This is a genomic window from Halomonas sp. CnH100-B (assembly GCF_024124605.1).
Taxonomy (GTDB): domain Bacteria; phylum Pseudomonadota; class Gammaproteobacteria; order Pseudomonadales; family Halomonadaceae; genus Vreelandella.
In genome coordinates this window covers 322,695-336,437 of sequence record NZ_JAMXRX010000004.1, presented here as the reverse complement: position 1 = coordinate 336,437, position 13,743 = coordinate 322,695, and the positions used below count along the sequence as shown (strand labels likewise).

General features: G+C 54.1%; 12 protein-coding genes. 3 read left to right on the top strand and 9 right to left on the bottom strand.

Translation table 11 applies throughout. The features are described 5' to 3' along the window. Positions 1 to 143: 143 nt before the first annotated feature. The gene (locus NH398_RS11165) at positions 144 to 1,049 is read left to right on the top strand and encodes a hypothetical protein (RefSeq protein ID WP_016916423.1); all 906 of its coding nucleotides are present in this window, start codon (positions 144 to 146) and stop codon (positions 1,047 to 1,049) included. A gap of 126 nt (positions 1,050 to 1,175) precedes the next feature. Here the strand turns inward: NH398_RS11165 and NH398_RS11160 are convergent, their stop codons facing one another. The 4 genes from NH398_RS11160 to NH398_RS11145 form a co-directional block, all read right to left on the bottom strand. Then, the gene (locus NH398_RS11160) at positions 1,176 to 2,159 is read right to left on the bottom strand and encodes a L,D-transpeptidase family protein (protein ID WP_227408090.1); all 984 of its coding nucleotides are present in this window, start codon (positions 2,157 to 2,159) and stop codon (positions 1,176 to 1,178) included. A gap of 113 nt (positions 2,160 to 2,272) precedes the next feature. Then, a complete protein-coding gene (gene lnt, locus NH398_RS11155; RefSeq protein WP_016916425.1) occupies positions 2,273 to 3,805 on the bottom strand; it encodes an apolipoprotein N-acyltransferase in 1,533 nt (510 codons plus the stop codon). Positions 3,806 to 3,809: 4 nt separating this feature from the next. Beyond that, positions 3,810 to 4,313, bottom strand: coding sequence for a signal peptidase II (gene lspA, locus NH398_RS11150; protein WP_290441468.1), 504 nt, complete (start codon positions 4,311 to 4,313; stop codon positions 3,810 to 3,812). Beyond that, complete coding sequence (locus NH398_RS11145; protein WP_172422356.1) at positions 4,310 to 6,496, bottom strand: heavy metal translocating P-type ATPase; 2,187 nt, start codon at positions 6,494 to 6,496, stop codon at positions 4,310 to 4,312. Before NH398_RS11145 ends, lspA begins: the two co-directional genes overlap by 4 nt. Positions 6,497 to 6,582: 86 nt before the next feature. On the opposite strand from NH398_RS11145, the gene NH398_RS11140 reads away from it, so the two are divergent. Continuing rightward, entirely contained in the window at positions 6,583 to 7,041 is a 459-nt protein-coding gene (locus tag NH398_RS11140) for a helix-turn-helix domain-containing protein (protein ID WP_253018574.1), read from the top strand. A 28-nt stretch (positions 7,042 to 7,069) separates the two neighbouring features. Here NH398_RS11140 and NH398_RS11135 read toward each other — a convergent pair whose 3' ends face one another. From NH398_RS11135 to NH398_RS11120, 4 genes are all read right to left on the bottom strand, one after another. Continuing rightward, a complete protein-coding gene (locus NH398_RS11135) occupies positions 7,070 to 7,852 on the bottom strand; it encodes a ZIP family metal transporter (RefSeq protein WP_016916429.1) in 783 nt (260 codons plus the stop codon). A 112-nt stretch (positions 7,853 to 7,964) separates the two neighbouring features. Continuing rightward, positions 7,965 to 8,954: a M23 family metallopeptidase gene (locus NH398_RS11130; RefSeq protein ID WP_022521291.1), complete on the bottom strand. Its 990-nt coding sequence runs from the start codon at positions 8,952 to 8,954 to the stop codon at positions 7,965 to 7,967. Further along, positions 8,954 to 9,631 (bottom strand): thioredoxin domain-containing protein, encoded by a 678-nt coding sequence (locus tag NH398_RS11125; protein ID WP_022521292.1) that lies wholly within the window; start codon positions 9,629 to 9,631, stop codon positions 8,954 to 8,956. The genes NH398_RS11130 and NH398_RS11125 overlap by 1 nt, the downstream gene beginning before the upstream one ends. 113 nt (positions 9,632 to 9,744) lie before the next feature. After that, positions 9,745 to 10,659 (bottom strand): cation diffusion facilitator family transporter, encoded by a 915-nt coding sequence (locus NH398_RS11120; protein ID WP_022521294.1) that lies wholly within the window; start codon positions 10,657 to 10,659, stop codon positions 9,745 to 9,747. A gap of 204 nt (positions 10,660 to 10,863) precedes the next feature. Between NH398_RS11120 and NH398_RS11115 the strand changes: the two genes are divergently transcribed. After that, positions 10,864 to 11,784 carry a bile acid:sodium symporter family protein gene (locus NH398_RS11115; protein ID WP_022521295.1) on the top strand — a complete coding sequence of 307 codons (921 nt, stop codon included), beginning with the start codon at positions 10,864 to 10,866 and terminating at the stop codon, positions 11,782 to 11,784. Between the two features lie 110 nt (positions 11,785 to 11,894). On the opposite strand, the gene NH398_RS11110 is transcribed toward NH398_RS11115, so the two are convergent. Then, positions 11,895 to 13,664, bottom strand: a complete 1,770-nt coding sequence (locus NH398_RS11110) for a hypothetical protein (protein WP_022521296.1) — start codon at positions 13,662 to 13,664, stop codon at positions 11,895 to 11,897. Positions 13,665 to 13,743: the final 79 nt, after the last annotated feature.

Below are 13,743 nucleotides of genomic sequence, written 5' to 3'. Positions count from 1 at the left end.
GTCCACGCTGTTCGACAGCAGACCACGGTACCTGTTCTGCATGTCGTCGACATCGTTTATTGGTGGTGGCACCCAACGGGGATGCGTTGTGCAAAGCCTGTAATGAGCAAGGGGAAATTGCCTGCCCATCGTGTGGTAATCCCATGCCAGCGGGTCGAGGTGATGCCTGTGAGCCCTGCTATTGGACGCGAACATGCCGTAAACGCATCACCATTGGCCAAGCCGGTATCACTACCAAAGCGTTAAGTGAGGCCTTTGGGGAATTTGGTGAATGGCTGATTCGTATCACTGGGCCGCATAAGGCTGCCCTCAAGATCAATCATTTCTTCTCGTTCTTCCTTGAGCTCGACCAGGCATGGTCACGGATACCGAGCTATTCGGAGCTACTTCATCACTTCGGGGCGGAGGGCTTGCGGCGTGTGAGGCTTCCCATGCGATGGTTGCATGAAGAGCAAGGGGTAGAGCCGGATCACCAAGCAAAGCGGATCGACTCAGAGAAAAGACGTATTCAAGCGTGTCTCAGTTCTATGCCGTTCGCTTCGCTATCAGACCAAGTGCTGCAAGCCTATTGGCTGCAATTGGAAACCCGTATAGAGGCGGGCAAAACGTCCCACACCTCCGCACGACTTGCACTAAGAGCGGCAGCCGCATTGCTACTCGCTACTGACCGGGAGGGGCAGCGACTGCCTCAACAGGGCGATGTGGACAACTATTTGCATGCGGTGCCCGGACAAGCAGCCTCGGTCACGGGGTTTACTAATTTCTTAAATCGCCAACATGCCACCACGTTGGCTCCTCGGGTGGATGTAAAACGGGCAAGAAAGCGGCGAAAAGAAACACTAGCCCGCACCCTGATGACGATGGCCCGGTGTGCTGATCAAGGAGAGGCCTGGAGGGAGGCATGGATCGTTGCTGCCATGGAGTATTTCCATGACACAAAATTAACGCAGAAAATGCTTCGACAACAGACCGTAGAGCGGACGACAGACGGGATACAGGTGGTAGTGGGTGGCGTTACCTACTGGCTGCCTCTGGATATTGAGTGCTAAGACACTGATAGCGCGCAGTCACTTGGAGGGCCCCGCGACTCTGTAGGCGAATGTCGCCCCGCCGTTTGGACGGGGCTATGGCTCTCTACCTATATGCCAGGGCTCAACGGGGTGCCAAAAGGCGTGTCATGACCGTTGAGATGACGTCAAAACCAGGTCTTCATAAATGCCCTTGATAGCCTTCTCTTCTGGGCTGTGGCGCTGTGGCTCCTGTTCCTGCTTTGGATGTAGTGGGGTTATAAGCCCGTTAGAGAGTGACAGGACATCGCTGAGCTGCTCGTAATCGAGGTTTACGTTATCGACATTGTATTGGTTAAGGCGTGTCATGGTCTCTGTGAGTGCGGTCATACTGTGCTCTTCTTCTCCAAGCGGCGGAAAGGCTTGAATCAGCGGCTGACCGCCTTCCCAACCTATCTTGATCGGCTGATTGATGATGTTGACTTGGGTGCCGGGTGGAATGCGGTCAAATATAGATTCGATGTCTTTGGGTAACATGCGGATACAACCTCGGCTTGCGCGCATGCCAATGCCATCGGGCTGGTTGGTGCCGTGAATCAAATAGCCATCGAAGCCTAGGATGATGGCATGGTCTCCTAGCGGGTTATCGGGGCCGGGCGGTACAACGCTTGGTGCGGTTTCGCCGCGTGCTTCCGCTTCACGTTTTACCGACTCAGGCGGGTACCATGCGGGGTTTTTAATGTTCATGGTGGTCTCGGTCACACCAAGGGGTGTATCAAACCCTTCGCGACCGATGCCGATAGGATAGGTCTCAACGCGCGGTGTCTCACCGGTTTTGACATCTGGGTAGTAGTAAAGCCGCAGCTCGGCGATATTGATGACGACCCCAGTACGCTCGACATTCGGCAGGATGAAGCGTCCTGGAATGGTTACTTCAGTACCCACTCCGGGCACCCAAATACTGACCTCTGGGTTAGCACGTACAATCTCCTGGTAGCCAAGGTTGTGACGTCTGGCAATATCAATCAGAGTATCCTCGTAATTCTTCACGATGAAGGTGTCAGCCTCTCCGATAATATTGCCTTCCTCAGGTAGCGGGTAATGCCCCTTGGGCCATTCCGTCTCCTGGGCAGTGGAAGGTTGTGCCGCCATGGCGACAGGGAGCCATGCCAGAAACGAAACCATCACACTCACGATGAAGCCGATCTGCATTGGCCATGGGAGGAATCTCTTAAGTATTGCTGCGTTCTTTGCCAAGAGCATCGCTAGGTTCCTTTTTCATCTAATGCGTCGTTTTTTGATCGAGATAAGTTCAGTTGTAACCCGAGCAGTGTCAGCACCGCAGCGAGTATCCAAGCGGGGCCACTACCGGTGCGTGTGAAAGGAGTTAGGCCCTGCATCGGGGTCACCTCGCCCGTTAAACTGGCCTGTTCAAACTGTGGGGCACGGGCTGTGACGTGACCTTGTGAATCGATGATGGCCGTCACGCCATTACTGGTAGCTCGAAGTAGGTGACGACCATTTTCTAAGGCACGTAGACGCGCCATTTGAAGATGTTGGTGTGGGCCAATGGAGCGCCCAAACCACGTATCGTTGGAAACCGTTAATAGCAGCTCGGCATTACGCGCCTGTTGGGCGACATGGTCGGCAAAAATGATTTCGTAACAAATGGCATTGCCAATGGTGGCTCCAGCCACGTGTAACGGAGCCTGTTCGCCTGACCCTGGGGTCAGGCGAGGTACTGGCAAGTCGAAAAAAGCAAGGGTGCCAGCGAGGAGACTTTGGAATGGCAAATACTCGCCAAAGGGCACCAAGTGCGCCTTCTGGTATTCGCCCTGCACATCATTTAGCCCTATGACGCTGTTATAAGAGCGCCCTTCACTGTCGCGTTGCAAAATGCCGGTCAACAAGGCGGTGTCAGGCCCCAGGTCGGACGCTACTTGCTCAAGTATTTGCTGTGCTTCCTGCTCAAGCATGGGAAGGGCTGCCTCAGGCCAAACGATGAGATCGATATCCCTTGCTTGCTCCCGTGTCATCGTCGTGTAGATACTGATCGCTTCGCGCTGCCCTTGGGCAGTCCACTTAATGCGCTGGTCAAGATTCCCTTGCAGCAATGCCACCCGGATGGGCTTGCCAGCCGGGGTTGTCCATTGGGCGGGCAATAGGAATGGAACGATCCACAAGGCGGCCATTGGGACAAGGAAACTCCAGCGGCGACGCAGTACCTCTACCCCTAACGTACCTGTCAGCGCGGTCATGAGTGACAGCAAGTACACACCACCAACGGGCGCCCATGGGGCTAGTGGAGAATCAATCTGAGAGGTGCCCAGCAATAACCAGGGAAAGCCGGTGAGCATCCAAGTGCGTAGCCATTCGCTCACCACCCACATACCGGCAAAGCTAAGAAAGGCGAACCGTGGCCCCGTGATGCGTCGATAGAGCCCAAAGGGGACTGCAAAGAAGAGCGCCAGGACGCTGACAAAAAGAGTGGTGAGGAGCATCGCCACCAAGGCCCCGGTGCCACTGAAATCGTGAATAGCAACGAAGACCCACGACGTGCCTGAACCGAACAGGCCTACCCCATAGCACCACCCACGCAGGGTGGCCATGGCGGGCGTTAGCGACGCTATTCTCCAATAGACCAGTGCCACGCTCACTGGGCCAAGCCACCATAGGGAAAAGGGGGCGGCACTCAAGGTGGTCAGCACCCCAGCGGCGAGCGCTACAACGCAATCGACTATTGGTGAGGAGCGCCCAGCAAAAAGCGTATATTCTTTATCTTTATCGACCACATCCATAGCGTTACTCAGAGCGCTTAAAAGCAGGACTTTCACGCCATAACGCCATCGCGAACATCAATACACCGGCAAATAGCGCGATATCGGCCATGTTAAAGGCGGGCCAATGCCATTCGCCCCAGTAAATGTCCAGATAGTCGACGACGTACCCTCGCGCTAAGCGATCAACAGTATTACCGAGCGCGCCGCCAAGAATCAGGCTGTACGCACAGGCCTCCAAGCGCGACAGGGGTTTGCATAGCTGCACAACCAATACGACGACCACCACCAACGCTAAACCAAGAAAGAGGTAGCGCTGCCAACCCCCTGCTTCTGCGAGAAAGCTGAAAGCGGCTCCTGTGTTCCCGGTATAAACCCAGTTAAAAAACGGCGTTAGCGGAATGACTTGGCCAAACGACATCTGGGCATGCACAATTTCCTTGACCAGTTGATCGGCTAGAGCCATCACGCAAGCTAATGTGAACCATGGCCAGCGACGTGAAGGGCTATCGTTTGGCGCTGTTCTCATGACGTTGTTTTTCCTTGTGACAGGCCTGTCATTGCGGTACTGGGCGAAAAGCGGTAACCCAGCAGTCGCATGGCGTTCAACGTCACCAGGACGGTAGCACCGGTATCGGCCATCACCGCAATCCACATGCCGGTAATACCCAGCGCCGTTGTAACTAGGAAAATGGCTTTTAAGCCAAGGGCGAGAACAACGTTGGTTTTCACATTGCGCAGCGTGGCACGAGAGAGGTCTATCAGCTCAGCGATGCCGGTAACGCGGTTCTTGAGCAAGGCTGCATCGGCGGTTTCCAACGCCACATCCGTGCCACCCCCCATCGCGATACCCACATCGGCTGCCGCGAGTGCCGGTGCATCGTTGATGCCATCGCCTACTTTACCGATGGGGCCACGGCCAGCCGCTTGCCAGTCTCGAACATACGCTGCCTTGTCTTCAGGCATTAGTTCGCCGTACGCTTCAATGCCTAAGCGACCCCCCGTGGCAGCGACGGTGCGGGCATTATCACCGCTGAGCATGACCGCCTGTACGCCTAAACGGGATAGCGCCGCTAGGCCTTCAATGGCATCTTCGCGTGGCTCATCGCGAACCGCGATCAAGCCCAGTAAACGCTCGCCTTCGACGAGGAGAGCGAGGCTCTTACCGGCTTCTTCTAACGCGACAATCCGAGCACTGAGACTTTCCTCAAGGATGACTTTCTCGTGAAGGTGACGAGGCGTCATTAAGCTCAGCTCGCGACCCTCCACCTGGCCGGAAACACCGCGCCCCGCCAGAGCGCGGCCGCCGGTGACGGTGGGGAGGTTGATGCCCGACTGTCGGGCATGCTCAACGATAGCCGTGGCGATAGGGTGACTGGAATCCCGCTCTATTGCGGCGGCGAGCCGCAATACGCTGTTATCGTCTTCCTCAGCAATCCAAGACTCCACATCTGTGACTCTTGGGGTACCCGCAGTGAGGGTGCCCGTTTTATCTAATGCCACCAAGCGAAGCTTACCTAACTGTTCAAGAACGGCTCCCCCTTTGATCAGTAGTCCGCGCCGAGCTCCCGCCGAGAGACCGGCGGCGATGGCGGCTGGGGTGGAAATGACTAACGCGCAGGGGCATGCGATTAACAGCAATGCTAACGCACGGTAAATCGACTCCGACCATGCCATGGTCGATACCAGCGGTGGCACTATCGCCATCAGTAGGGCGAGTAAGACGACGGCGGGCATATAGTAATACGCAAAACGATCAATAAAGCGTGCTATCGGTGCCTTGGCGGCCTGTGCTTCTTCAACCAGACGAATAACGCGTGCGATCGTATTGTCATCAGCGCCTCGTGTTACCTCCACCTCCAGGGCGGCATCAAGATTCACTGTGCCAGCAAAAATGTCATCACCAGGCGCTCGCGAACGGGGTATGGACTCGCCGTTTACCGGCGACTCGTCAATGTCGGAGGTGCCCACCAGGATGCGTCCATCGCAGGGTACGCGATCACCGGGCCGCACCAGCACACGCTGCCCGGGTTTAAGTGACTCCGCCGAGACGTCACGCAGATGGCCATTGTCCATCAGCCTCGCCGTTGAGGGTGTTAAATTTGCCAAGGCTGAGATACTGCGGCGCGCTCGTGAAGCAGCTACCCCTTCGAGTAGCTCACCTACGGCGAACAAGAACACGACCATCGCAGCTTCAGCGGCAGCATTGATGGCCAATGCGCCAAGCGCAGCGATGCACATCAGCATCTCTATGGTAAAGGGATTGCGCATTTTGAGGGCGCCCCAGGCACTCTGCGCAATGGGTATTAAGCCGACTAGCGTGGCCAAAATGAAAGGCATATTACCCAGCGCAGGCCATGCTAAACGAAGCGCGAAGGCCACTATCAGCAGATTTCCTGTGATAATGACCAAGCGCCCTTTAGCGGTTTGCCACCAAGAGGATGAAGCACCAGATGCGCGTGTTTGGCCATCATGGGAAGCCACTTGATAGCCTAGTTCGTTCAGGATGCCCTCAATGGTCTTTCGCGAGGGGGCCCCGTGATCGTGGTGGTGAATCTTCACTGATCCCGTGACCGAGCTTGCCGTGACTTCCTCAATGCCTTCCAGTCGCTCTAGCGCCGACACAACCTTGCGCTCACAACCGCCGCAGTCCATGCCTTCAACACGCAGCGTCAAGGTGGTAGGCGCTGTTGTCGGCGTTGATGTTTTCATGGTGCCTCTCCTGCCAATGGGCTATGGTTTTTAAGTGTAAACCTTGTAGCAACTACAGCTTCAAGCCCTGCGTAAGGAGTTTTACCATGTCGATGATCGGCCAAAGTATCAGCATTGGTGAGTTAGCACGACGAGCCGATTGCAAACCTGAAACGGTTCGCTATTACGAGCGTATTGGGCTGTTGCGCGATGCGACACGAACCGGTGGGGGGCAGCGCCGCTATGGAGACGACGCTGTGCGGCGCTTGACCTTTATTCGTCATGCCCGTGACTTTGGCTTTTCGGTGGAGTCAGTGCGAGAGCTTTTGGCCATGTCAGATCAACCTGATATGCCTTGCCAAGAAGTCGATGCCATCGCCACGCATCACCTAAAGAAAGTGGAGTCCCGCCTTCAACGACTGTCCATACTGCGTGAGGAGCTTCAACGGATGGTCACACAGTGTGCCGGTAGTAAAGTGGAAAGCTGCCGAATCATTGAGGTCATCAGTGATCATCAGCTCTGTATCACTGAAAAATCGCACGGAGGGGCTCACGACTTGGGTTAGCACTAACGCTACGCCCCACGCCCAATGGTTAGCCCAGCGAAACATCCAAAAACAGCATGAGTACCAATCCGATGGAGAGGCCCAGCGTGGCCTTTTTTTGGTGCCCGCTTCGATGAGTTTCGGGAATAATCTCATGACTGATCACATACAACATCGCCCCCGCTGCAAAGGCCAACCCCCAGGGCAGTAGCGCTTGTGACATGCTGATGACTCCAGCGCCTAATAAGCCACCTAACGGCTCAACAAGCCCCGTAAGGGCGGCAATCGTCCATGACCGCCAACGTGAATAGCCCACGCCTAGCAGTGATACTGCTACGGCCAGTCCTTCTGGGGCATTCTGAAGTCCAATGCCAATCGCTAGTGGAATGCCTCCTTCGCTTCCCCCTGCGCCGAAGGCCACGCCAACGGCCAGCCCCTCTGGCAGGTTGTGTATCGTAATGGCAATAATAAACAACCAGATACGACGTAGTGAGGCAGCCTCTGGCCCTTCTCGCCCCTGTTCGAAGTGCTCATGAGGTAAGAGTTCGTTCAGTAGTGCGACCATTCCAATCCCTAGCAAGATGGCCGCACAGGCAATGGCAGCAGGTACCACGCTACCTCCGTAACGCAGCTCCGAGGCTTCTAAGGAGGGTATGATCAGTGAGAAGAAAGAGGCCGCTAGCATGACGCCAGCGGCGAACCCCAACGCTAAATCGCGAACACCACGATTCGGTCTTTTGGTAAACAAGATAGGAAGCGCCCCGACAGCCGTCATCAAGCCCGCGGCAAGGCTTCCCAATACCCCCATTGTGACGAGAGAAACCTCTTCCATACCGATTACCTGTCTTGTGTTAGATGAGTGATCACAGCGCTAGGGTTCCATAACGAGGCAAGCACACGTTCACGTTACTAACAATCCATGCAACGTTGCTAAGCACGGGTGGTTACGGCTCGTTAAACGAGATCAAGTCATAAATGGACGCCGTGCCGATAGCTTGTTCCAAGCGATCTCTTGCCTCGTAAAGTGACGCTTGATATTCACCTTGAGTCGGCTGCTCACCCAACATGATGCGTTGACCTTGACCAAGGGGATCAACAGGCTGGTTATTGACTCTCACTTCGTAATGCAGGTTGGGGCCCGTGGCGACCCCGGAGGAACCTACCTCTCCGAGCGACTCTCCCGCATTGACTAAATCCCCAACCACTAGCTGTGGGGAGAATCGGCTAAGGTGTGTGTAGCGACTAATGGCCCCTGTGTCGTGCTCCACCTCGATCACCTGCCCATATCCCCCTTGGCGACCCATAAAGAATACGCGCCCAGGTGCGGTGGCAATGACCGGCGTTCCTGTCGGCGCAGCCAAGTCAATTCCATTATGAGGACGCATCCCTCCATACACAGGATGTCGCCGATTCCCAAAGCGAGACGTTAAGCGGGCACTAAGCACGGGCAACCGCAACGTGCCTAGCAGGGTGTCGCTTTTGAAAAGAGCTACGTCCCCCTTTTGGGTGACCGGCCATATGACCTCCAAGGGCTCTGCCTGATCAGGCAGAGCGGCATAACTGAGGCGTGGTGGCCCAACACGGGCGCCGTCCTGGCGTCGATCTTCCTCCCACACTAATTGAATACGTTCACTGCCAGAAAACTCCAGCGGCGCTGCGATAAACTCGCTGAGCAGTGTTTCCAGTTTAGTGGCGAAACGCGTTGGGACACCTTCTGCTGCCAAGGCCTCGTAGAGGGTGGTATCAATGACGACATCACGCCCAAAGGTTAGGGTATCAACGCTATCGAGCGGTAATGTGCCTTCTTGCTCGCTAGCCGCCTGTAACTTGACAGGGCTAAGTTCAGACGGAGGCAATGACAGATGCGTTTGCCAATTGGCTTCGGCTAGCAAGGGGTAAAAGCCCACCAAGCCTAGTAACCACCAGCGCTGCATCACTGGCCATCCTCTTCCCCAGAGATCTCCGCTACTTCACTCTCGACGGCATCAATCAGCTCTTGCATACCAAAGGGGTCTAAAGGCTCGCCATTGACAAAAAAGGTAGGTGTTTGGCGAATCTGATTGGCTCTGACATCCGCCATGTCTTGGTCAATCACCGCCTGCACCTCAGCAGAAGTCAGTTGCTCTTCGGCAGCCGCTAAATCAAGGCCTCCTTGGCTCGCGATATCGAGGATAGCGGATTCATCAAAACTGCCATGTGAAGCCCATTGATCCTGGCGAGCCAGCAGCCTCTCCAGTACCGGTTCAAAGACGCCCTGACGACGAGCAACTTCTAATACCCGAATGGCCTTGTCCGATACGTCGCCGTGGAAAGGAGTGTAGCGCACGATGAGCCGCACTTTTTCTGGGTAGGTTTCCAGAATACTTTTTGTCAGGGGATAGAAAGCACGGCAGGCTTCGCAAGCCGGATCGAAGAATTCCACAATCGTCACCGGCGCGTCTTCTCGTCCCAAGATGGGGGAGTGTGAACGCACCAAGGAGTCCTCGGCCTGGACACCGCTCTCTTTTGCTGCCTGAGCTTGCATGTCTAAGAGGGCAGGCTTCGATACGGCGACGATCGCAGCGGTCAGCATTAACGTACCGGCCAATATAAAAGACGCTTTTTTGAACATGTTTCTCTCTCTGTCTCAACGATGGGGTGGAAAAGTAGGGTTGAAAAATAAGCCAATCGCTATGGGAGTAAGCTACTCGCTATCTACCTGAGCTGGGAGCCGGCCTCGGTCTGTCACTCATGCCCATATAGATTGGCATTTTGATGCGCGTGGTCACTATGCTCAAACTCTAGGCTGGAATGAGCAATATTGAAGCGCATTTTAAGCTGCTCCTTGATCTCTGCTTTGACGGATTCAAGCTGCTGCCAGCCGGTTTCTGTCAGAACCACGTGGCAGTCAAGGGCTGCCATGTTTTCCTGCATCTGCCATAGATGCACATGGTGAATATCCTGGACTCCCTCGATATCTCGTACGGTCTCAACGACTGCCTGCCCGTCAATGTCCGGGGGAGATCCCAGCATTAGCGTACGGATAGGGCCGCCAATTTCAGAGAAGGCTAGGTAAAGAATATATAGCGCAATCCCTATCGTGATCGCGGGGTCCACCCAGCGCATGTCGTACAGTAAAATAAGCGAACCACCGATAATCACGGCGATGGAGGCAAACGCATCCGATAAGTTATGCAGAAAAAGGGCGCGGATATTGACACTCTCTTTTTGCATTGACCACGTGAGCATGGCGGTAAGGGCATCGACGACGAGCGCGACGCCACCAATAATCACGATCGTCCATCCCTCTATCTCAGGGGGATCGACCATCCGCATAGCGCCTTCGTAAATCAGGTAGACACCGACAATAATGAGGGTGGTGTAATTGATGAGTGCTGCCACTATCTCGATGCGGCCATAGCCAAAGGTCATATGCGCATCGGCAGGCCGTCTGGCGATTTTACGAGCAGCAAAGGCAATGACTAATGCTGCCATGTCAGAAAAGTTATGTAACGCATCAGCGATCAGCGATAGGCTCCCCGCCATAATGCCACCGACGATTTGAGCGATGGTTAAGAGCCCATTGGCCCAAATGGAGATGCTGACGCGCCGGTCGCCAGAGGCAGGATCAATGTGGGGATGATCATGATGATGTCCCATCTGTTACCTTCTCTCGAATTATCTGTTCTTGGTACTATAAAACCTCTAGCAACTAAAGCTTCAACCCTTGAGCATTATCTATTTGCATCGCTGGATTGGGAAGCACGTCCCTAGCTACCAAGGAGCCTTTGTGTGCTGGGCCGAAGGTGATCATGTTTTAGGTGCGGGGCTCAATCCACTTCAACCGGTAACGTCCAATCCACCATGGGTAGATTCATTTATTTTGTCGAGGCGCACCTTGTCTGGTTTGTAATCGTCGTCGCGGGGGGAGGCTTACTCTTTCCGGCCACCGGAATAATGCTTAAGTTCGCGATTGGGCCATTACTGGCATTACTGATGTTGATTATCAGCCTCACATTCGATGCGCATGCAGTGCGCATCGTGTTCCGAAAGCCGTCACGGCAGTTGTTGGCATTGGGGCTGGTCTATGGGCCTATGTCGATTGCCGGGTGGCTAACGGGCCGTCTATTTTTTGGAAGCGGCCCGCTGGCTGCTGGCCAAACCTTGCTCGGCACGCTGCCGACAGATGTGTCCTCTCCTCTTTTGGTACTGATGGCGAAAGGCAATGTGGCGCTTGCCGCTGTTTTCAACGCAGTCAACACCGCGTTATGTCCGTTTATTGTTCCCTTCCTGTTTTTATGGCTCACCGGCCTTCAGTTAGACGTACCGCTTGGATCAATTATTCTTGAATTAACACTAATCGTGCTTCTTCCTACCGTGATTGGGGTCAGCTTGCGTACAAAGTTCTCGGCTTTCTTTGCACGGCATGATTCAGCGTATGCAGGGATAGGGTCGATTCTGTATCTGCTGATCTTACTCGCCGTGGTCGGGCCGAATGCCACCACGATCAATGGCTATGGCTGGTATGCGTTTGTGATTGCGGGCGCGGCCCTGTGCCTCAATTTGATTGGGTACCTGGTAGGTATGTCCTCACGGTTACTCACCTCTGATCGCAAAGAGGTGATTACCTATCTTTTCACGGTCAGTAAAAAGGAATTCAGCATCGCTGCAGCGTTTGTCGCTGCTTCTGGCTTGCCATCAGAGATCGCAATTCCAGCCGCTTTTTTTGCCGTGATTCAAATGATCACTTCGCCCATCGCAGCGAAGATCCTCGCCCGCCACTGAAGGGATGGCCGTATCGGCTCTTCGTCAGAAGAGCAACCTGCACACGGGGTGTACAGGTTGCTCTTACCGACAAAACAGACACCGCTACTCATAAAGGTGGCAAATAGTACCTATGCTAAGTCACTGCGACCAATACTGACCTTGCTAAAAGCATTTAACACAGAGGCTTCGCAGGGTATCTGTTCCTTTTTGGATTTAGGGTGCTTGAACGTATCGGCGAATCCTGGGCAGTGACCAACTAGTTTTTGGACAACACCTTCTACGTGCCGCACGTTAGACAGCACTTGGCGTAACCACTGCTCGAAGCTGCCTTGGTGGCTCAGCGTGAAGACTAAACCTTTATAGGAAGGAGGCTTGGATGCCTCCTCGCTACCGCCAGCTCTGGGTTTTGGAGGGCGTCGTTGGATCTCCATGAGATAGAGCGTTTGATCTAACACATGCACCCGAACGACGAGCACCCCGCGAGGTACCTTGGTCTGAGTATCAATGTAAACCCAATTAGCGACTGACGTTTCCACCTCCTCGTCTATTTCGAAAGGTTCGAGGCTGATTAACCGAGGGTCAGGAGAAGTGCTGAATCCGTCTTCAAAGGTAAACCAGCTAACGCCACGAATCGTTGCGGGATAGGCCGATTGTAAATAGAGAAGCGCATTCCACATATCACGTAGAAAGCCCTGTGATTCCAGTGTAATAGGAGCATGAATAGACGCTTGTCCCACTCCCTTCCCTGACCCATGTGGCTCCCCAGTGGAGAAAATGGTTTCGTCACCCGGAACGGGGACGCCTCGTGTATCGGGCACGCTTTTTCGGGTATATCGTTTATCCAAGACGGCGCGAGGCTTACCTAAAATAACGAATTCGTCCTCAGTAAGGTCTAGCCAGGAAGAACCATGGTCGGGCTCGTCATCATCCGTCAGGTCAATGACATCGGGGATGTCTTGAAGCTGATGATAGGGGAACTGAGAGGGGGCATCGTCGCCATCGGTGGCTGGTACTGTCGTTGATTTCTCTCTTTCGCGGTGGATCGTGGCACCATCGGGCTGCGTACAGCCTAATATCTGCAAGCCTAGGAATGTGTTGCCACCATCAATTGGAACGCCAGAAACAGAGATTTCCCCGCTGCCTTGAAACCATGGAGTGACTTTTAAAAGCATCTTATCTTGGGGGAAGCTGGCTTCAGTCTGCGCATAAATATCTCTGGCAGCTTGTTCGGCATAGGGGTCGTACAGCATGTGCGCGAGCAAAATCGCATCGTGCCTATGAACACGATATGTAAATCTGACAGGCCAGGTACCTGGCGATGGGGGCGCATTAAGCGGTCGATAAAGCCGTTCTTTGACCTCCTCCCAACAGTAAGTGGCGAGCACACGCTTGATTTCAGATGATCGACCGTAAACGCGTGCAAAAAATTCGGTGCAAGGGATGAGCAGATGTTTGCCATCTGGGAGGTCAAATTCAATCAGGTACGATTTGTGTTTTCTGTCCAGCGGTAAATAGCTTGCCTCATGAAAGGAGGTATAGAGGCTGCGCCCTGCTTTGTGCAAGTCGTCTAAGGAGACAATCCGCCAGCCGCCCGGAGAGAACGAAACAGGGAATGTTTTCTCCTCAAATGCGATGCGGGAGTTGCTCACGCCCTTTTCCCAGACGGAGCCGATTCTCAATAGTCCGACATGCGTTAAGACCGTCGTTCGCTTAATCACGTCTCCTAATTTGTTCTCCTGATCAATAGGTCTTAAAAATACATAAATTTTAGGGACGCTTTGTGAGCGGATATTTTTGAAGATAGGCCCGTACCACCAAACGACCAAGCGCTCAGTTTCGTCTTTAAGGGTGCCATCTTGAAAGCTAAAGGTTCTGGATTGTTTGAGAGAAACGGTCACAAGGGCGTGCTCTATGTAAACTCAACATAGAGATTGTCGCAGCAATTATTGTTTAGTCGCAACAATTGTTGAAAATGAC

What these genes read in the sequence shown, in the direction of transcription:
- NH398_RS11140 (WP_253018574.1), top strand. Translation starts at nt 6,583, where the DNA reads ATGTCGATGATCGGCCAAAGTATCAGCATTGGTGAGTTAGCACGACGA.
- NH398_RS11130 (WP_022521291.1), bottom strand. Translation starts at nt 8,954, where the DNA reads ATGCAGCGCTGGTGGTTACTAGGCTTGGTGGGCTTTTACCCCTTGCTA.
- NH398_RS11115 (WP_022521295.1), top strand. Translation starts at nt 10,864, where the DNA reads ATGGGTAGATTCATTTATTTTGTCGAGGCGCACCTTGTCTGGTTTGTA.
- NH398_RS11160 (WP_227408090.1), bottom strand. Translation starts at nt 2,159, where the DNA reads ATGGCGGCACAACCTTCCACTGCCCAGGAGACGGAATGGCCCAAGGGG.
- NH398_RS11125 (WP_022521292.1), bottom strand. Translation starts at nt 9,631, where the DNA reads ATGTTCAAAAAAGCGTCTTTTATATTGGCCGGTACGTTAATGCTGACC.
- NH398_RS11145 (WP_172422356.1), bottom strand. Translation starts at nt 6,496, where the DNA reads ATGAAAACATCAACGCCGACAACAGCGCCTACCACCTTGACGCTGCGT.
- lnt (WP_016916425.1), bottom strand. Translation starts at nt 3,805, where the DNA reads ATGGATGTGGTCGATAAAGATAAAGAATATACGCTTTTTGCTGGGCGC.
- NH398_RS11135 (WP_016916429.1), bottom strand. Translation starts at nt 7,852, where the DNA reads ATGGAAGAGGTTTCTCTCGTCACAATGGGGGTATTGGGAAGCCTTGCC.
- lspA (WP_290441468.1), bottom strand. Translation starts at nt 4,313, where the DNA reads ATGAGAACAGCGCCAAACGATAGCCCTTCACGTCGCTGGCCATGGTTC.
- NH398_RS11120 (WP_022521294.1), bottom strand. Translation starts at nt 10,659, where the DNA reads ATGGGACATCATCATGATCATCCCCACATTGATCCTGCCTCTGGCGAC.
- NH398_RS11165 (WP_016916423.1), top strand. Translation starts at nt 144, where the DNA reads ATGCCAGCGGGTCGAGGTGATGCCTGTGAGCCCTGCTATTGGACGCGA.